The following is a 20,178-nucleotide window of genomic DNA, read 5'->3' on the forward strand; positions in this document are numbered from 1 at the left end:
CTTCGGCAGCTCCTACAGGGGTTATGCGATCAACTGGCGGGCGGCGAGCAGTAATAGAAAATGCGCGGGATAGAGTGCGTAAGCCCAGCGCCGCATCGGTGGTGGCCGGACATGTCGCCCATGTCGCAACAGGAACATTCCCAGCATCGGCGCAAACAGACACGTCGCCAGACCGAGCATCGCCACGCTGTTGCCGAACCGCGCCGATTCGAGCAGCACTTGCCATTGGTTCGCCGCCAGACAAACCAGCCCGGGCAACAGACTGAGATACCACGGCCGGCGAAAGACCAGCAGCATCGCCAACGGCAGCAGCACGCCGAAGAAACCGAACATCAGTCGATCTGAAAAAACCATCGCGACCACCAGCGCGGTCAGTGCGAGCAATCGCGACACTGACGCAGAGGCCTGCCAAGCGCGGGCCACCAGCAGGCCCAGCGCCAGCGTCGGCATCACGTTCAAGGTGTCAGGTTCGGGTATGTACAAGCGATAAGGAATTTCGCTGACGGCGCTGAACAGCAAGAGCCAGCCCAGATAGCGCCACTCCATCCTCCGCGAACCGTCGCGTGCCAGGTTCGCCGCCATCGCCAGGCAAAACCAAGGAAAGGCCAGGCGCCCGGGCACATACAGCCAGTCGACGGAGAAGCCGACATATCGCAGGTGATCGAGCAACATGCTCAGCAGCGCCAGCCACTTGAGCAGATCCAGAGCACCGTCGCGTTGGCTCAGGTGCATAATCGGCCCATAAACTGGTAATTTTCTGCACCCGACATCACATGTGCTCCCCGAAAGATCTTCGGTAAAGTGCGCATCCTCATTGACCACGAGCCTTCACAAGAGTCTCGATTACGGAAGCCGGCCATGACCGACAAGAGCCAACAATTCGCCAGCGACAACTATTCCGGTATCTGCCCTGAAGCCTGGGCCGCCATGGAGCAGGCCAACCACGGCCACCAGCGCGCTTACGGCGACGATGAATGGACCGCGCGCGCGGCCGATCATTTCCGCAAACTGTTCGAGACCGACTGCGAAGTGTTCTTCGCCTTCAACGGCACCGCCGCCAACTCGCTGGCCCTGTCGTCGCTGTGCCAGAGTTACCACAGCGTGATCTGCTCGGAAACCGCCCACGTCGAAACCGACGAATGCGGCGCTCCGGAATTCTTTTCCAACGGCTCGAAGCTGCTGATCGCCGGCACTGAAAACGGCAAGATCACCCCGCAATCGATCCGCGAAGTGGCGCTCAAGCGCCAGGACATCCACTACCCGAAACCGCGCGTGGTAACCCTGACCCAGGCCACCGAAGTCGGCAGCGTCTACACCCCGGAAGAAGTCCGCGCGATCAGCGTCACCTGCAAGGAGCTCGGCCTGCACCTGCACATGGACGGCGCACGCTTCTCCAACGCCTGCGCATTCCTCGGCTGCTCGCCTGCCGACCTGACCTGGAAGGCCGGCGTCGACGTGCTGTGTTTCGGCGGCACCAAGAATGGCATGGCAGTCGGTGAAGCGATCCTGTTCTTCAACCACAAACTCGCCGAAGACTTCGACTACCGTTGCAAGCAGGCCGGGCAACTGGCATCGAAAATGCGCTTCCTGTCGGCACCCTGGGTCGGCATTCTGGAAAACGACGCCTGGCTCAAATACGCCCGCCACGCCAACCACTGCGCGCAACTGCTGGCAGAACTGGTCAGCGATATCCCCGGCGTCGAACTGATGTTCCCGGTGCAGGCCAACGGCGTGTTCCTGCAACTGTCCGAGCCAGCAATCGCCGCCCTGACCGCGAAGAACTGGCGTTTCTACACCTTCATCGGCAAGGGCGGCGCACGCTTCATGTGTTCGTGGGATACCGAAGAGGAACGCGTGCGCGAACTGGCGCGCGATATTCGCGAAGTGATGTCGGCCTGATCCCAAACCAGCGGATTGTTCGCAAAAGCGATGCCCCTCACCCTAGCCCTCTCCCGAGGGAGAGGGGACTGATTGGGGGATGCTCAAGGATTATGCCGACCTGAACGTGAAGTGTTGAATCCATAATCGACTCGGTGTCTCAGGTCGATGCAAAGCGACAGACCCCTCACCCCAGCCCTCTCCTTGGGGAGAGGGCTGGGGTGAGGGGCGAGCCGGACGCAGCCCCTTCGCCTCACTCAGAACTCGATCCGCACGTCGCCTTTGGGCACGCTGCAGCACGACAGGATGAACCCCTCGGCCTCATCCTCCTCGGTAATCCCGCCGTTGTGCTCCATCTCCACTTCGCCGCCCAGTTTCATCACTTTGCACGTGCCGCAAATGCCCATGCCGCAGGCTTTCGGGATCATCAGGCCGAGCTTGGCTGCTGCTGCGTGGACGGTTTCCCCCGGTGCCACGCGAATGCTTTTACCGGAAGCGGTGAATTCGACCTGATGCAGATCCGCTGCGTCGATTTCCGGTGCATCGGCGGCTTGTTCGGCTTGCTCCACCGCGTCGGCACGCGCTTCCGGTGGCGTGGCGCCGAAGGATTCTTCGTGGTAGCGCGACATGTCGTAGCCAGCCGCTTCCAGCAGGCGTTTGACTGCGGTCATGTACGGCGTCGGGCCGCAGCAGAACACTTCGCGCTCGAGGAAGTCCGGAACCATCAGTTCGAGCATCTTGTGATTCAGATAACCGCGATAACCGGCCCAGGGCTCACCGAGGCCATGCTTTTCACAGATCAGGTGCAGACTGAAGTTGTCGATCCGCGACGCCATGTGCTCGAGTTCGCGGTGGTAAATGATGTCTTTCGGCGAGCGTGCGCTGTGCACGAAGGTCATGTCGACGTTGGCGTTGGTGTCGTAGAACCAGCGCGCCATCGACATGCACGGGGTGATACCGACGCCGCCACTCAGATACAGGACTTTCGGACTCGGGAAGTCGATGGCGTTGAACAGCCCGACCGGGCCGTGCACTGCCAGCTCCTGACCTTCATGCAGGGTGTCGTGCAACCAGTTCGAGACCTTGCCGCCCGGCACGCGCTTGATCGTCACCGAAAAGCTGTACGGCACCGACGGCGAGCTGGAAATCGTGTACGAGCGCATGATCGGCTGGCCTTCGATTTCGAGCTCGAGGGTGACGAACTGCCCCGGTTTGAAGAAGAACAGGATCGGCTGGTCGGCCATGAAGCAGAACGTGCGCACATCCCAGGTTTCCTGGATGACTTTGACGCAACGGACAATGTGTCGGCCATTGGCCCAGGTCTGGGTGGTGACCGGATTCAGGAAGCTGTTGGACATGCTGTTCTCCACGGCCGACTGTCGGCCTCATGTCGGCGATTCTGCGTATAGCGCAGAGCGCGCGTTTACCTATCCGCGACATTGACATACTTATCGCGACCAGCCCTTGAACACCGGGGCTTGCGCGTCGGGAACAGATTGCACCATGTCGCGCATGGATAAGGTTCCGCCCAGCGCCGGCCCCACACTCGCCCCAACACAAGACGACTTCTTTACACCTTGCGTAGCAACCGTTTTTGCAGCACACCTGATCAGCCACTTTCGCCGGCCACGCAGAGGGCCATGAGGATTACATCGATGGACGTCACCGCAAAAATCAGCCTGGGCGATCCGCTGGAACCCGCACGCAAGGCCACCGCGCAAATGCTCCAGGAGCGCGAGCGCACCTTTTCCCTGCCGCAGCCGTTCTACAGCGACGAGCGGCTGTTCGATATCGACATGCAGGAGATCTTCCAGAAGGAATGGTTGATCGCCGGCATGACCTGCGAGATCCCGGCCAAAGGCAATTACCTGACCCTGCAGATCGGCAAGAACCCGATCATTGTCATTCGTGGTGCCGAGGGTGTGGTGCATGCGTTCCACAACGTCTGCCGCCACCGTGGCTCGCGCCTGTGCACCAGTGAAAAAGGCAAGGTCGCCAAACTGGTCTGCCACTACCACCAGTGGACCTACGAGCTGGACGGTCGCCTGCTGTTCGCCGGCACCGAAATGGGCGCGGACTTCGACATGAAGCAGTACGGCCTGAAGCCGGTGAACGTGAAAACCGCTGGCGGCTACATCTTCATCAGCCTGGCGGAAAACCCGCCGGCCATCGATGACTTCCTGTCGACGCTCAACCATTACATGGAACCGTACGACATGGAGAACACCAAGGTGGCGATCACCACCACCTTGATGGAGAAGGCCAACTGGAAACTGGTGCTGGAAAACAACCGCGAGTGCTACCACTGCAACGCGTCGCACCCGGAACTGTTGAAAACCCTGCTGGAGTGGGACGACGTCACCGACCCGCGCGCCGATCAGGCGTTCAAGGACCACGTTGCCGCGTCCGCCGCTGCCTGGGAAGCGGAAAAGATCCCTTACGCCCACGCCAGTTTCGGCCTGCGCAACCGCATCGTGCGCATGCCGCTGCTCAAGGGCACCGTGTCGATGACCCTCGACGGCAAACAGGGCTGCGCGAAGTTGATGGGCCGGATCAAGAACCCGGATCTGGGCTCGATGCGCATCCTGCACCTGCCGCACTCGTGGAACCACTGCATGGGCGATCACATCATCGTCTTCACCGTGTGGCCGATCAGCGCTCAGGAAACCATGGTCACCACCAAATGGCTGGTGCACAAGGATGCGGTGGAAGGTGTCGATTACGACGTCGAGCGCATGCGCCAGGTGTGGGACGCGACCAACGATCAGGACCGGCGTCTGGCTGAGGAAAACCAGCGCGGGATCAACTCCACCGCTTACCAGCCGGGGCCTTACTCGAAGACGTATGAGTTTGGCGTGGTCAACTTCGTCGACTGGTACAGCGAGCGGATGCTGAACAACCTCGGCGCCGAACCTGCACCATACCTCAAAGGCGTCCCGGTCCAGGGCTGATCAAGATCAAAAGATCGCAGCCTTCGGCAGCTCCTACAGGTGGAATGCATTCCAACTGTAGGAGTGAGCCTGCTCGCGATGGCGCCCTCACATTCACCCATTTATTTGGATGACCACCTCACACTGCCATCCTCGCCAATAAACTCCTCGAAAATCTCCTCCCCCACCAACCTGATTTTCGCGTATCCGTTCAACACCCGCAGCGGATACGCCGGGTCGTTGGCGTCCTGAGTCTCCGACCACAACACCCGCGAATGCCCGTTCAGTTCGCTGGCATTGCCATAGGGGATCGCCCCGTGCCCGGCACAGCGCGCATGCAGACCGCCCTGCTGCGCATAGACGATGCCGTTGTGCAGATGCCCCCAATACCAATAATCCGGCTCGCGCCCCAGCGCATCGCACACCGGTTGATACAGCGCCGTCTTGTGGTGCCCGGAAATATCGAAGCCCTGATGATGACTGAGCACCATGAGTTTTTTGCGTTTCGGCAGGCCTTTCATCCACTGGATCTGCGGCTCGTTCAAGGTGCCGTCCATGTACAGATTCATCGCATCAGACGCATAGGCAGAATCCAGCCCGACCACCAGCCAGTCATCATTGACCAGGGCAAAATAACTGGTGCCCTGTTGCCCGGGAAATTGCCTGGCCAGTTCCTTAAAGTAGCCATGGGCGCCGCTGTACATCTCGTGGTTGGAGTTGAGGGTGAACGAGCCGTGTAAGCCCATCGGCCAACCCGCCATGTCGACGTCTTCCTGGGAATGACTGCCGGCGTAATACACATCGCCCAAATGAATGGTGAAATCGGCCTGGGCCAGTTGCATCTGGTTGGCCACCGACACCGCCGGCGCATGGCTGTCGAACGGTCCGGTGCCCCAGTCGCCGGCAATCGCCAGGGTCACGTCGCGATCCATCTGCACCACCGCCGGGTCAGTGCCGAACGTTGCGTGATGGCGCAGGTTTTCGATCCACTTCAACAGCGCCTCGCTCCACAGCAGATCGAGCAGTTCCCACTTGCGACACCCGAGCAGGCTGCCGTCCTTGAGCACCCGGGTCGCCAGTTGATCGGTGGACTGAGGCAACGGCGTGGCATTGCCGATGCGCAGGATCGACAGACCATGGGCCAACTCCCAAGGCACCGCCGGCTCGTCAGTCGGCAATTCGCCGTTTTTCAGAACGTAATGCGCCTGATCGTGGCCGCGCTGCAACAGCTTGATGATTGCCTGAAATTCCTGCGGCTCCAGCTCGCTGATGAGCTTCATCCAGGCCATTTCCATGCGCGTGAACAAGCCGTGAATACGCAATTTGACCTTGTCATATTCGTGTTCCAGATGACTGACCAGTGACATGGCGTAATCCTCTCTCCGTAGGGGTTCACAGGGTTTTCATGAATTCGATCAATGCGCGTTTGTCGTCGTCCGACAAGGTCGTGCCGTACAGGTGACCGCTGTTGTGGTTGCCCTCCAGGCGCGTGTCGTATTTGAAGTCCGCCGAGGCTTTGGCCTGGGCGCCGCTGGTGACGAAACCGACGTTGACCGGGTCGTAGATGTCCGAACCGGTGATGAACACTTGCGGACGTTTTTCCGGCGGTTGCAGCAAGTCCCACAACGTCGGTACCGAACCGTTGTGCAGGTAGGGCGCACGCAACCAGATGCCGTCGGTGGGCGTGTTGCTGTAGCTCTGGGTCTTGCGATACGCGCCGAAGTCGAACGGCGGCTTCTTGAAGGTGTGGAATGCCGTCACCAGACCGGTGGTGAATGAGTCAAGCCGGTGCGGATCGGTGCCGAGCTGGTCGATATCGGTGGTGACCTGCCCGGTGTCGGCGCGACCAAAGTCATGACAAGCCGCGCAGTTGGCCTCCCAGATCGGCTTGCCCTGGGCAACCCTGGCCTGATCCAGCGCCCACGGCCACGCTGGTGCCTTGTGCCCGAGCAGCCAGTTGGTCACGCGGTTGAAGCTGGGCGGCAGCACCGATTCCGGCGTCGCACCCACGGCCATCGCGGCGGCATAATTGCGTTCGTGGATCTTGTTGTTATTGCCGTCCCAGTGCAGGTACATCGATTCCCTGGGTTCCTGGTTCCACACTTGTGGCAGGTCGACGGTGCCGATGGTCGAGTCATCCGGGAAGCCGAACACCACCATTTTCGTCGGATTGAAGGTGTCGGTGCGGCCTGGGCCCTGTTGCGGACGCAGCTTCTGCCAGGCGTAGGCCTGCTTCTGCTTGAGCAAGGCGCTTTTGGCCATCGGCATGATCAGGTAGCGGTTGTAGAGTTGCTCGAAGAAACCCAGCTGGAATTTTCCGTTGATCGCCGCCATCACCGCGTCGGTGGTGAATTTCGGATCACTGGCGCAATCGTAGGCAAACCACTGGAAGGCTTGCAGTTGCAGAGTGTTGGCCGGCGCGCTCGGCACGTTGACGGCGACGTCGCTGGCATTGGCGCGGTAGGAACCGGTGTGGCACAGCGCACAGTTCGGCTCGACGGTCGGGTAGCCGATCTGCCGCTTGGCCATGCCGATCGGCAGGTCCTTGCCGTTTTCGAACAGGAAGCCGAACACCTCCCAGCCACCGGGTCTGGGCATTTTCTCCGGGCACATCTGCGGCAGCACGGCGAACAGGTAATAGGGGATGCGCGCTTCGATGCCCAGACCAATAGCGGCATATTTGTAGTGGTCTTCGTCCGACGCGTATTGCTGTTCAGGCACGACGCGGAGCATCTGATACCAGGTTTCATAACCAATGAAGCCCAGCACCGCGACCACGATCAGCGTGCCAACCTTGAAGGCGTGACTCTGCCATTGCCGCTGCCACGCCGCGCGCCACTCGCGCCAGCCATCGCAAAGCAATGCCCAAGGGCGATTCTCCGGCGTTGTACCGAGGTAGAGCAGAACGCCGAGGATCAGAAAGAAACTCAGATCGCCCATCAACATCGGCACGAACAGCGAGCCCTGGGTGCTGGTGTTGATCAGGTAAATCCAGAAGATCACGGCGATCAACCGCGTCAGCACGCACAGCCAGGAATGCACCACGTAGCGGGGCGCGTTGAAGCCCGACGGCATGTAGAACACGCTGATGCCGACCAGCAGCATCCCGGCGTTTTCCAGCCACGGGTCAGAGAGTTGCGGCGGCAGTCCGACCACCGATGTCAGCAAGCCCGGCGCGAACAGCGCGGGGATGGCGAACACCATGTTCATCGCAATGCCGATCCAGATGAAGCGTTGAAACCAGCGGATGTAGCTGTCCATGTCATCCATTTCCTTGTGCAGACCCTAGAAAGAAATACACAGCCTGATCGGCCACTGTGGCGAGGGAGCTTGCTCCCGCTGGGCTGCGAAGCGGCCCCAAAACCTGAGAGTGCGGTTTTCCTGAAACACCGCATCTGCCGGGTTTACGACTGCTGCGCAGCCGAGCGGGAGCAAGCTCCCTCGCCACAGGGACTTCATCAGCCGAGGGCCGTTTTCTCCAGGTGTTCAAGGATGATCGGGTAGACATCGACCACCGCGTTCTTGCCGAACATGCAGTCGATATGGCCGTAGCCCGGCACCACCTGCCGGCTGTAGCGCTCCGGCCCGTTGACTTCGCACACTCGCTGGTAGGTCTTGAGCGTACTTTCCGGCAGATAACACTGGTTATCGGCGCCGCTGATAAAGCAGATCGGCATGGTCAGCCGATCAAAGTGCGGCATGTACACATCGTTGCCTTTGAAATCCACCAGATGTCCTTTGCGCACGATCAGCGCCAGATGTTCGAAGGTCTCGATGTTCGATTCGCCGAACAATTCGTGCAGGTTGTCGTGCAAGGTTTCGTTGAGGGTGTTGTGGCGATACAGCGACGCGTACATGAAGGTGATGCGGTGACACACCGGGTTGGTGCAGTAACCCTGCGCCTCGATCCGCGCGTAGCCGTTGAGGGCCTTGTCGTAGAGTTTGTTGAACCAGTTTTCCTTGCTGTCGGCGTAAGCGGTCATCGACTTGATGCCGATCGCATCGAGCATGCCCGGCAGGTGCAATCCGGCTTTCAAACCCGTCGCGGTGGCGACCACGGTGTCTGCGGCAATTTGTGAGCAGACCACCGAACGCACCCCCTGCAAACCGGCGAGCAGCGACATGAAGAAGGTCGTTGCACCGTAGCAATGCACCACGCATTGCACATCACGGGCGTGGGTTTGCTGCTGTATCTGCGCGATGGCCGCCTTGAAGTCGTATCGGGCGATCTGATCGCCGTTCCACTCCTTCTTGCTCGCCGGCAGCAAAATGCTCACGCGAAAATCCAGCAACCACACGTCGTAATCGTGCTTGCACAGGTACTCCAGCAGATTGGTCTGGATGGTATCGGTGGAAAAGATGTTCGACCCCACACCCAAGCCATGCACCAGCATCACCGGTCCTTTGCTCCCGGCCTGGTACCGAGTCAGACGCAGTTCGACGCCATCCTCGGTGGGGAAGAAATGCACTGCCGGGACGGGGGCATCCAATGGTCGTTTCAGCCGTGGCGGCGCGTCGGGGTTGAAGTAGATATCGCCGGCAAACACCCCGCCGTAACTTTCCCAGAGAATCCCGGCGAAGAACTTGCCGAACCGTGCCAGGCCTTCGATGCGCTCGCGCTCATTGCGTGCATTGAGCACTTTCATGGTGGTCATCTGCTTGGCGAAATCGGTCGGGTGAATGTGCATCACTCCCGAGCCGATCACTTCGCCCGACTTGTCCGGCCCGCGATACAGCGTCACGTACAGGGTGCTGGTGTCGTGCCAGATATTCAGCACGCCGTTATCTTCCGGTACGGTTTTGAAGGCGCTGAAGAAATAGTCGTTGCCGTCCTCGGCGGTCAGTTTCATGTCGTACTTCATGTGGCGCGTATCGACCTGTTGCTCGAATTGCTCGAACAGGTTGAACACGCCGTTGCTGGCTGTCAGCGGCTGCGGTGACAGTGCCGGAGCGTTCACCGTGCCGACGATGGTCGCCGCGTGTTCCGGCTCCCTGATCATCCGGTTCATGTCGCTGGCGGTGATCGTCAGGGTGAAGTCGATCGGCGAGTTGTCCGCCTCTCCGCGCTTGGCCGCTGCTTCATAAACTTTCAGGTCGGTGCTCTGCGCCGCCGTGAAGGCGCGGGAGAAATAGCCCTTCATGGTTTCCGTAAACTGCACGCCGAGGGTGGGCGGCGCCACCGGTTTGCGCGGCGCAGAAGGCAACGTGTAGTCGATCTGCCAGCCACGGTCGGCGGCGAGCAGGCCCATGTTGCGCTCACTCACCGCAGAGATGGTCAGCAGCGGATTGACCGCCAGCGAGGTCGGAATCACCGCGCCATCGGTGACGTAGAGATTGGCGTAAACATCAGTGCCGCTGGCACCGCTGAACACCTGGCCCTTGTGATTGACCACGCCTTGCGCCGCGTCTTCACCCATCACGCAACCGCCCAGCGGGTGTACCGAAACGATGCTGTGCTTGAGCAGTTTGGTCCAGATCGGGTTCTCCACCCAGACCCCGCCCAATGCCTTGGTGCTCTGGTGCAAACGCTCGTTGCCGAGTTTGAAATTCTCCTGCTCGCCAACACCTGGCCAATCGATGCGCAACTGATCCTTGCTGTCGAGGACCATCCGCCCCTGCCCGCTGTCATGGCTCATGATCAGGTAGGTCTGCATGTTGTGCAGTGCGCCGTAATAAGGGCCGCGCAGGAAGCTTTCGGCTTCACGTTCCTTGTACTTCAACTTGCCACTGAAGCTCTCGTCAGTGGCCACGCCGATCATCTCGGCAAACCCGGCCATCGCCGGCACCATCGGCCGCCCGAGCGCGCCGGGAATCGAGCCTTCCTCGATGACCATGCGGCTGCGCCAGTCGCCTTCGGTGCGCATGTCGATGACCGAAGTGATGCACGGGCCAACCGGGTGCAGTTCCTTGGCCGGGTGTGCACCGAAACCGATGCCGTTGATGGTCTGCTCGCAGTTGTGGCCGAAGCCGAGGATGTCGCCGTTGCCGCTCATGTTCTCGCCGAGCTGGCCGGACATCACCACGCCATTGTCCCGGGAACGCAGGAGGATTTCGGTTGAACCGAGCGTGCCGGCAGAGACCACAACGATGTCGGCCTTTACGAACAGGGTCGGTGCACTGAACATCTCGCGACCACTGTCCAGGTACTGGAAATGCACGATCCAGCCGTCGCCCTCACGCTCCAGATGCCGCACTTCGGCCTGACAGAAAATCTCCGCGCCGTGATTCCAGGCGTCCGGCAGATAGTTCATCAGCGTGGTGTTCTTGGCTTTGTTGTTACAGCCCGAAACGCAGTCGCCGCACTGGTTGCACGGCAGTTGCTCGACGCCGACATGGTTGAGGTTGTTCGGCAGCTTGTCGAAAGTCACGTTGATCGGCGGCTTGTAGAAATGCGCGCCCTGCTGGAGGTAGTCGGCGGATTTCCTGTTGGCGTCGAGTTTCGGCAGGTTCGGTGCAGTGCTCGGGTAAGGGTTGGGCTTGAGCATCTCCCGGGCGCGGGCGTAACCGTCCTTGAGCAACGTATCACGGTGTTCCCGCACCGCTTGCGGCCAGCGCGGATCGTCGAATACGCCGGGCTCCGGCTCAAGGGCAACGTTGGCATTGATCAGCGACGTGCCGCCGAGGCCGCAACCGACCACGACGTTTTGCTGGGCGTTCACGTGCAAATCGAACAACCCGGTACGCGAACCGATATGCCCGTCCGGGTCATGCACCTGCAGTTCCTCGGTGGCGGCGATCATGGTGTTGGGGTATTCGCCGGGCTGGATTTCCCGACCGCGTTCGAGCAGGCACACACGCTTGCCGGCACGGGACAGGCGCGAGGCAGCAATACCGCCGCCGTAGCCTGAACCAATGACAATCACATCGTAGTGTTCCTTGATCTCGCTGAGAGGCGTTGCGATCCGTGTCATGAAGTGATTCCTCTAATCAGGCAGATGGGGCAACTCTGCGGTTGCCTGCAATCAATGGGCGAACGGGTACCTGGCCACCGGAGAAATTCCGGCGACAGCACAGCGGTCTGGCGGGTCTGGCGGGTGTGGCGCGCTACAGGCGAGCGTGCTGATTGGCAGCGCGTCGGAGCGTGCGCTTGCGTGGCGAGGGCGGGGGGCGGTGCGGCTGGCTATCCATCATGCGTTCTCCCAGAACCTGATGTGGATAAATGACGGCTGTCCTTGTGCCATTGCAGTGAAGACAGCACAGGAATCGAAGTCAAGGCAACTTCTTAGAACTGTATGAAATGTAATCAATTGCCATTTGGACTAAGCCGGCCGGGGCTTACAGGGTTTGGCGAACAAGTTATCCACATAGCCACCCACAGCAAATGGGGGTAACTGTGCATGAGCCGAAAATTATCGTGCTGATTTACAAAGAAAAATCGTGACTTATGCAGAACAGGCGGTTGCGGGGGACATTGGTTGTTTTTTAATCATATCTTTGCAAGCCATGATTTTAATGGCCTGTGGAGGACAGCGAACATGTTATCCACAGAAGCGCCAACAGAGTTCGGGGGTAACTTTGCGGCGCCTGTGGAAAAACGCTCAAACGTGCGAATAACCAGGGCTTACAAATGAATTCGAGGCTGAAAAGCGTAAAGCGATCAAATATTGACCAATGCAGTGAAGAGCTTGGTTTATAAGGCTCCCAGCGGGCAACGAACATCTTATCCACAGAAGCACCAACAGAGTTTGGGGGCAACTTGCGGCGTTATCCCGCAGAAAAACCTCATAAAAACCGTAAGTTAGGCTGGTTGTTTTTTGATCTGCGGGCTGCAGGCCACGGCTTACTTGACCTGTGATGAAGGGCCAACACGTTATCCACAGACTGACCAACAGGGATTGTGCGTAACCGCTGTCCGGTGGATAACCCAACGCTAAGCGCGGTGCATCAGATAGGCTTCTCCGGTTACCCGAATCAGCGGATGCGGCGTGACCTGGCAAGTCTTGATGATGCGGAAGCCATGGCGCTCATAAAATCGCCGCGCACCGGTGTTGGCTGCGTAGTCAATCAGGCTCAGGCCGTTTAGCGCCATCTGATCAGCGCGCGCCTGAGCATGCTCGAGGAACTGCACACCCAGGCCCCGATTGCGCCAGCCTTCATGCAGCGCCAGGCTGGAGATGTACAACGAATCGGGCACTTCCATATCGGCGTACGGTGCCAGCACCGGATCAGTGGACGGCGTCGGCTCGGGATCCTCGCGCATCGCATAACTGTGCATCATGCCAACGACCCGGTCTTCGGCCTCAGCGACCATGCAGTTCTGCCAGGAGAAATCCACATCGTCGCGGGCATAACGGCGCTCGCCGACATCCAGCAGCGCCTCCCCAGGCTCCGCCAACTGGCTCCAGATGTAATCCGAGGCGCCTTCCGAGGAAATCTGAAACAGACGCGCAATGTCGCGCGCATCCGAGCGCCGGGCAGGGCGGAACTTGACGGTCATTCAGTTGACTCCTTGTGGGGTGAGTGGCTTTTTACCCTGCGTTTGAAACCGGCCGCAAACAGAAGCGCCAGGTTTTTCGTGTCAATCAATGACAGCTGTCGGCCCGTCCCTACGAGCATTGGTTGCGGGGGTCAGCGGACCACGCCTTCCTCGATCAGCAACTTGAGGATCGCTTCGGCACCGGCCTGTGGGGTGATGCCCTTGAGCACTTGCCCGCCGCCGCCACTGGCTTTGGCGGTCGCAGCCTTCATGCGGTCGGCGCCGCTTTTGGCTTTGATCACTTTCAGGCGTTTGGGCCGTGGTTTGGCCGGTTGCAGAGTGGCGACAGACAAGAGCTCATCGTCGACGACTTCAACCTCATCAGCCTCCAGAATCCCTCGCTGTGCCGGGCCATATGCACTCTGCCGAGGTTTCGGCGCGGCGTTATCCACAGTGGCCAGAAACGGCAATTTGACCTTCAGGCGCCGCCGCTGCCCACGCGGCAAGGCTTGCAGGACCAGCGCCGAACCGTCATTGATCGACTCGACCTGCGCCAGGCCGAGCACCAGTGGCCAGCCCAGACCTTCCGCCAGCAGGAACGGCAACATCCCCGAGCCTTCACCGGTTTCCGCCTGACTGCCGGTCAGCACCACTTGCGCCCCGGCATCGCGAAGGTACGCGGTCAGCGCCGGCAAAGCGTCGGCGCCAACGGGTTGTTCCAGCACATGCAGCTGTTCCAGGCCCATGCCCAGATAGGCACGCAGTGCCGGTTCGGCGATGTCGCCGGCGTGCAGCACTTGCAGGTTATCCCCAGCCAGTTGCAGACCCAGTTCCACTGCGCGGGCATCCTGATCGGCGCGGCGCGGGCGGCCCGAAGTCGGGTGGGCGCCGATGGAGACGAGGCTGATCACGTTGGTGCTCATAACTGTTTTCCTTATGCCGCGTCGCGTCGGCCGTCGTTGCGGTAGGCCTCTACCGCCTCGATCAGGGCCTGCAGAATCTCTGCGCTTTCGCCAATCACCGAGAGGTCGGCGCGTTTGATCATGTCGCAACCCGGATCAAGATTGATCGCCACCACCTTGTCGCAGGCACCGATGCCTTGCAGGTGCTGGATCGCCCCGGAAATACCCACCGCGACGTAGACTCGCGCGGTGACCCAGGTGCCGGACGCGCCGACCTGGCGATCGCGGGCCATGAAGCCATCGTCCACCGCCACGCGAGAAGCGCCTTCGGTAGCGCCGAGGGCTGATGCCGTTTCGTGAAACAGCTGCCAGTCCTTGACGCCGTTGCCGCCGGAGAAAATGAACTCGGCCTCGGCCATCGGGATCGCCGCCGGATCCACCGCCACCGCGCCGAGATCTTCGATTCGCGACAGGCTGCGCACGACGCTTGTGGATAACTCCACCGGTAACGCTTCGTGTCGGGTTTCGCTGACCGGCTCGGCGCATTCGGCAGCGGCGAGAATCAACCGCGCCACTGGACGCGCCAGGTCTTGCAACCCGGCACCGGCGCGGCCGATGCACTCCTGATCCTTGACCTGCCAGACCCGTGTAGCCGGGCGCTCGCCCAAGGCTGCGGCAAAGCGCCGACCGAGTTCACCGCCACCGCTGCGGCTGTCCGGCAGCAACCAGTGACGCGGATTGAACTGGTTATCCACAGCGCGCAAACCCTGCACTCGTTGTTCCGGTGCATAACCGCTGAAATGCTCGCCTTCGAGCACCAGCAGGCGATCGACGCCGGCGGTTTCGAACGTGCTTTCCTTGTGCTCGCCAAAAACTACCGCCAGCACCGCACCGTCCGTGCCGGCCAGCTGATGAGCGAGGCCGAGCAGATCGCGATCGTGGCTGCTCAGGCGGCCGCCGACCATATCCGGCACCACGCCGATATAGAACGCCGGAGCCGGAACCTGATGCAGCGGCAACTGCACTTCCACCGTGGCCGAGCGTTTGACCGCCCCGCCCTGCTGCGCGCCGCTGCGGTCGATCCGCTTGAAGCCGTTGGGGCCGATAAAACCCATGCCGTGCAGATTCTTGCGGATGACGCCATTGGGCCCCATCCAGCTGTGTTGCGCCGGTTGCATCGCCGCGTGCAGCGGATGCAGGCGGTTGCGCGCAATCCATTCGGCGCGCGGGTCGCGGCGGATAATGTCGCTCATCAATGCACCTCCGCAGGTTCACGTTTGGCCGGCGTGGCAGGCTTGCCTGGCGCGGCGTCTTCGAGCAGCGCGTCGGCCACCAGTTCGGCGATGTCCTTGATCAGCGGACGCGGTTCGACCACGCCTTCGAGCATCGCCGTGCACTGTGGACAACCCACCGCCACCAACTCGGCGCCGGTTTCGCGGATATCTTCCATGCGCATGTCGGGGATGCGCTGTTTGCCCGGAATGTCGGTGATCGGCGCGCCACCACCGCCGCCGCAGCAGCGCGAGCGGAAACCGGACCGTTGCATCTCTTTGACTTCGATGCCGAGCGCACGCAGCACTTCACGCGGTGCTTCGTACTCGCCGTTGTAGCGGCCCAGGTAGCACGGATCGTGATAGGTCACGCTGTTGCCTTTGTGCTGCCCGAGGTTGAGCGCGCCGGCCTGAATGATCTCGGCCATGCAGGTGCTGTGGTGCTGCACCAGGTAGTTGCCATCGAAAGCGCCGTACTCGTTTTTCAGCACATGGAAACTGTGCGGATCGCAGGTGACGATGCGGTTGAAGCTGTATTTGGCCAACGTCTGGATGTTGCGCTTGGCCAGCAACTGGAACGTCGCTTCGTCGCCCAGACGCCGCGCCACATCACCGCTGTCGCGCTCTTCGAGGCCGAGCACGGCGAAGTCGATTTTTGCCGCTTTCAACACTTTGACGAAGGCGCGCAAGGTGCGCTGGTTGCGCATGTCGAAGGCGCCGTCGCCGACCCAGAACAGCACGTCGGTGGATTTCTTTTCGCTGAGCAGATTGAGGTTCAGATCCGCCGCCCAGTTCATCCGCCCGCCCGGGGCGAAACCGCCGGGGTTGTCGGTGGCGATCAGGTTTTCGAGGACTTCGGCGCCCTTGTTCGGCGTCGCGCCTTTTTCCAGGGTCAGGTGACGGCGCATGTCGACGATCGCGTCGACGTGCTCGATCATCATCGGGCATTCCTCGACGCAGGCACGGCAGGTGGTGCACGACCAGAGGGTTTCGGCGTCGACCAGACCGTTGACGATCGGTTGATGCGGATTGCCGCCATGCTCGCCAATCGGTTTGCCTGGATACGGGCTGCCGGCGAATTTGGCGTCGGTGCCGCCAGCGAGGCCGACGACCATGTCCTGAATCAGTTTTTTCGGATTCAGCGGCTGTCCGGCAGCGAAAGCCGGACAGGCCGCTTCGCACTTGCCGCACTGCACGCAGGCGTCGAAACCGAGCAACTGGTTCCAGGTGAAATCCTTGGGTTTTTCCACGCCCAGCGGCGCATCGGGATTGTTCAGGTCCAGCGGTTTCAAACCGGTCGAGCGACCGCCGCCAAAGCGTTCCGGACGGCGATGCCAGGCCAGGTGCAGGGCACCGGCAAAGGCGTGTTTCATCGGCCCGCCCCAGGTCATGCCGAAGAACAGTTCCGTCACGCCCCACAACACGCCAACGCCGAGAATGGCTGCAAGCACCCAACCACCGAAGTTCTCCGGCAGGATCCCGGCCACTGGCAGGGTCACCAGGAAGAACGACGCCGAGAACGCCAGCAGGCTTTTCGGCAGACGCATCCACGGGCCTTTCGACAGACGCGCAGGCGGATTGACCCGACGCAGGTACATGAAGATCGCGCCAACGAACATCACCGCCGACATCAGCAGCAAGGCGTAGCCGAGGATACGGTTATGCAGGCCGAAGCCGTGTACCAGAATGGCCAGCACAATCGACGCCACCGCACCGCCCGCCGTGGCGACGTGGGTGTTGGCGATGTATTTGTCCCGCGCCACGACGTGGTGCAGGTCGACCATGTAGCGCTTGGGCATGGCCAGCAGACCGCCAAGCAGATCGACCTTCGCCGCCCGCCCCCGGCGCCACATGTTCATCCGCCGCAACGCGCCGAGGACAGCGAGGCCCAGAGCAGCGAACAACAAAATTGGAAGAAGGGTGTTCAACATGGTGAAGCTCCCAAAGACCTCGGGGTCATTTGTGCGCTGGCAAGAGCAACGCACCTACCTGTGGCGAGGGAGCTTGCTCCCGCTGGAGTGCGAAGCGCTCCCACTACCGTCGCCGGTATATGCCTGATACACCGTGACTACAGATTTAGGGCCGCTTCGCAGCCCAGCGGGAGCAAGCTCCCTCGCCACAGGTGATCGTGGTGATGCCGTCAGAAATCCTTGCACAGTCGCAGGGCGTCATAGATCGCGGCATGGGTATTACGCTGCGCCACGCAGTCGCCGATGCGGAACAGCAAGTAGCCGTCACCCGCCTCGCTCAGCGAAGGCTGCGGCTGGATCGCGAACAGCGCTTCGACGTCGATCTGGCCCTTGTTGCGCGAGCCGTCCTTGAGGGCGTAGTAGATTTCCTCGTCCGGGCGCACGCCGTTTTCGACGACCACCTGATCGACCACCCGCTCCTCTTTCGCGCCGGTGTATTCGTTCTCCAGTACCGCGATCAGCTTGTCGCCTTCGCGGTAGACCTTTTCCAGCATCATGTCGCCGGTCATGATCACTTCTTTCGGGTACATGCTGCGGTAGTAGGTCGGGAACGACGTACCGCCGATGGCCACGCCCGGCTTGATGTCGTCGGTGACGATCTCGACCTGGCTGCCCTTGTCGGCGAGGAAGTCGGCCACCGACATCCCGGTGAACTCGCAAATGGTGTCGTAGACCAGCACGTTCTTGCCCGGCGCGACTTTGCCGTCGAGCACGTCCCAGCTGCTCACCACCAGCCCTTCGGCCGCGCCCCAGTGTTCGTTCTGCTCGAGGTACGGATGACCACCGACCGCCAGCACCACGACATCCGGACGCAGGTCCATGATCGTATCGGCGTCCGCCGCCGTGCCGAGGCGCAGATCGACTTTCAGCCGCGCCAGTTCCAGCTGGAACCAGCGGGTGATGCCGGCGATCTGATCGCGCTGCGGCGCTTTCGATGCAGTAGTGATCTGCCCACCGATGAATTCTTTCTTCTCGAACAAGGTCACGTCGTGGCCACGTTCGGCCGCCACACGCGCAGCTTCCATCCCGGCAGGGCCGGCACCCACCACTACGACTTTGCGTTTCGGCCCGGTGGATTTCTCGATGATGTGCGGCACGCCCATGTATTCACGGGACGTCGCGGCGTTCTGGATGCACAACACATCGAGACCTTGATACTGGCGGTCGATGCAATAGTTGGCGCCGACGCACTGTTTGATCTGGTCGATCTGGCCCATCTTGATCTTGGCGATCAGGTGCGGGTCAGCGATGTGCGCGCGGGTCATGCCGACCATGTCGACGTAACCGCCCTCGAGAATCCGCGTAGCCTGGTTCGGGTCCTTAATGTTCTGTGCGTGCAGCACCGGCACCTTGACCACTTCCTTGATTCCGGCGGCCAGATGCAGGAACGGCTCCGGTGGATAACTCATGTTCGGAATCACGTTGGCCAGGGTGTTGTGCGTATCGCAACCCGAGCCGACCACGCCGATGAAATCGAGCATGCCGGTGTCGTCGTAATACTTGGCGATCTGCTTCATGTCCTCGTGGGACAAGCCGTCCGGGTGGAACTCGTCACCGCACAGGCGCATGCCGACGCAGAAATCGTCACCAACCTCGGCGCGCACGGCTTTGAGCACTTCCAGACCGAACTTCATCCGCCCTTCGAAGCTGCCGCCCCACTCGTCGGTGCGCTTGTTGACGCGCGGGCTCCAGAACTGGTCGATCATGTGCTGGTGCACGGCCGACAGCTCGACGCCATCGAGGCCACCGGCCTTGGCCCGGCGCGCCGCCTGTGCGTAGTTGCCGATCACCCGCCAGATCTCTTCCGGCTCGATGGTCTTGCAGGTGGCGCGGTGCACCGGTTCACGGATGCCCGACGGCGACATCAGCGTCGGCCAGTTGAAACCGTCCCAGCGCGAGCGACGGCCCATGTGGGTAATCTGGATCATGATCTTGGCGCCATGCTTGTGCATGGCGTCGGCCAGATTCTGGAAGTGCGGAATGATCCGGTCGGTGGACAGATTGACCGAACTCCACCATTCCTGCGGGCTGTCGATCGCCACCACGGACGAACCGCCGCAGATGGCCAGGCCAATGCCGCCCTTGGCCTTCTCTTCGTAATACTTGACGTAGCGGTCGGTGGTCATGCCACCGTCAGTCGCGTAGACCTCGGCGTGCGCGGTGCTGAGCACGCGGTTGCGGATGGTCAGTTTGCCGATCTGGATCGGCTGGAACATTGCTTCGAAAGCCATGGCACGGTCCTCGGCTTACAACGGCTTGACGATGAACAAGCCGTCATCGTGGCCCTCTTCGGAGCCTCCGTAGACTTGCTCGGCCACAGTACGGATCTTGCTGCCACGGGCTTCGAGAATCTGGTCCATGGCACCGGCAAACCAGCCGGTGAACATGTAATCGACCTTGCGCCCGACCTTGCCGTAGACATAGACGAATGCCGAGTGCTCGAGCTTGACGCTGGCGGTGCCCTTGTCGAGGTCGATGTCCTGGATCTTGAACAGGCCCCAGCCGCGTTGCGACAGGCGCTTCATGTAGTGCTCAAACACCGCGACGCCTTCCAGGCCGTGGCATTCGGCTTCCTTTTCACACCAGTGCCAGGCGGATTTGTAGCCGGCCTTGTAGAGGATTTCCGCATAGGCTTCGGCGCCCAGCACTTCCTCGATGCCCATGTGGTTGTTGACGAAGAAATGCCGCGGCACATAGAGCATGGGCAAGGCGTCGGAGGTCCAGACACCGGTCTCGCTGTCGACTTCGATAGGCAATTGCGGGGCGATCTTGGCCATGGAAACTTAACTCCAGAAAAATTATGGTTCAGTG

13 protein-coding genes are annotated in these 20,178 nt (G+C 60.9%); 2 read left to right on the plus strand and 11 right to left on the minus strand.

Annotation, left to right across the window (positions count from 1 at the left end):
* Nucleotides 1-21: 21 nt before the first annotated feature.
* Entirely contained in the window at nt 22-732 is a 711-nt protein-coding gene (locus BLU71_RS19665) for a TraX family protein (RefSeq protein ID WP_083353721.1), read from the minus strand.
* Between the two features lie 126 nt (nt 733-858).
* Here BLU71_RS19665 and BLU71_RS19670 point away from each other — a divergent pair, with 126 nt between their 5' ends.
* Nucleotides 859-1,899 carry a low specificity L-threonine aldolase gene (locus BLU71_RS19670; RefSeq protein WP_042606642.1) on the plus strand — a complete coding sequence of 347 codons (1,041 nt, stop codon included), beginning with the start codon at nt 859-861 and terminating at the stop codon, nt 1,897-1,899.
* A 236-nt stretch (nt 1,900-2,135) separates the two neighbouring features.
* On the opposite strand, the gene gbcB is transcribed toward BLU71_RS19670, so the two are convergent.
* Entirely contained in the window at nt 2,136-3,236 is a 1,101-nt protein-coding gene (gene gbcB, locus BLU71_RS19675) for a glycine-betaine demethylase subunit GbcB (protein ID WP_083353722.1), read from the minus strand.
* Between the two features lie 297 nt (nt 3,237-3,533).
* Between gbcB and gbcA the strand changes: the two genes are divergently transcribed.
* Nucleotides 3,534-4,829 carry a glycine-betaine demethylase subunit GbcA gene (gene gbcA, locus BLU71_RS19685; RefSeq protein WP_039757637.1) on the plus strand — a complete coding sequence of 432 codons (1,296 nt, stop codon included), beginning with the start codon at nt 3,534-3,536 and terminating at the stop codon, nt 4,827-4,829.
* A 101-nt stretch (nt 4,830-4,930) separates the two neighbouring features.
* On the opposite strand, the gene BLU71_RS19690 is transcribed toward gbcA, so the two are convergent.
* From BLU71_RS19690 to BLU71_RS19730, 9 genes are all read right to left on the minus strand, one after another.
* A complete protein-coding gene (locus BLU71_RS19690) occupies nt 4,931-6,175 on the minus strand; it encodes a metallophosphoesterase family protein (protein WP_065616517.1) in 1,245 nt (414 codons plus the stop codon).
* A 25-nt stretch (nt 6,176-6,200) separates the two neighbouring features.
* Nucleotides 6,201-8,069 carry a hypothetical protein gene (locus BLU71_RS19695; protein WP_083353723.1) on the minus strand — a complete coding sequence of 623 codons (1,869 nt, stop codon included), beginning with the start codon at nt 8,067-8,069 and terminating at the stop codon, nt 6,201-6,203.
* A 197-nt stretch (nt 8,070-8,266) separates the two neighbouring features.
* Complete coding sequence (locus tag BLU71_RS19700; protein ID WP_083353724.1) at nt 8,267-11,719, minus strand: GMC oxidoreductase; 3,453 nt, start codon at nt 11,717-11,719, stop codon at nt 8,267-8,269.
* A gap of 959 nt (nt 11,720-12,678) precedes the next feature.
* Nucleotides 12,679-13,245, minus strand: coding sequence for a GNAT family N-acetyltransferase (locus BLU71_RS19705; protein ID WP_042606637.1), 567 nt, complete (start codon nt 13,243-13,245; stop codon nt 12,679-12,681).
* A 131-nt stretch (nt 13,246-13,376) separates the two neighbouring features.
* On the minus strand, nt 13,377-14,147 hold the full coding sequence (locus BLU71_RS19710; RefSeq protein WP_083353725.1) for an electron transfer flavoprotein subunit beta: 771 nt from the start codon (nt 14,145-14,147) through the stop codon (nt 13,377-13,379).
* An 11-nt stretch (nt 14,148-14,158) separates the two neighbouring features.
* On the minus strand, nt 14,159-15,379 hold the full coding sequence (locus BLU71_RS19715) for an electron transfer flavoprotein subunit alpha/FixB family protein (RefSeq protein ID WP_083353726.1): 1,221 nt from the start codon (nt 15,377-15,379) through the stop codon (nt 14,159-14,161).
* Complete coding sequence (dgcB, locus tag BLU71_RS19720; RefSeq protein WP_083353727.1) at nt 15,379-17,328, minus strand: dimethylglycine demethylation protein DgcB; 1,950 nt, start codon at nt 17,326-17,328, stop codon at nt 15,379-15,381. The genes BLU71_RS19715 and dgcB overlap by 1 nt, the downstream gene beginning before the upstream one ends.
* Nucleotides 17,329-17,537: 209 nt before the next feature.
* The gene (gene dgcA / locus BLU71_RS19725) at nt 17,538-19,598 is read right to left on the minus strand and encodes a dimethylglycine demethylation protein DgcA (protein ID WP_042606633.1); all 2,061 of its coding nucleotides are present in this window, start codon (nt 19,596-19,598) and stop codon (nt 17,538-17,540) included.
* 15 nt (nt 19,599-19,613) lie between these two features.
* Nucleotides 19,614-20,144 (minus strand): 4-vinyl reductase, encoded by a 531-nt coding sequence (locus tag BLU71_RS19730; protein ID WP_039757633.1) that lies wholly within the window; start codon nt 20,142-20,144, stop codon nt 19,614-19,616.
* Nucleotides 20,145-20,178 lie beyond the last annotated feature (34 nt).

Origin of the sequence: Pseudomonas moraviensis, assembly GCF_900105805.1 — a bacterium.
GTDB classification, from domain to species: Bacteria; Pseudomonadota; Gammaproteobacteria; order Pseudomonadales; family Pseudomonadaceae; genus Aquipseudomonas; species Aquipseudomonas moraviensis_A.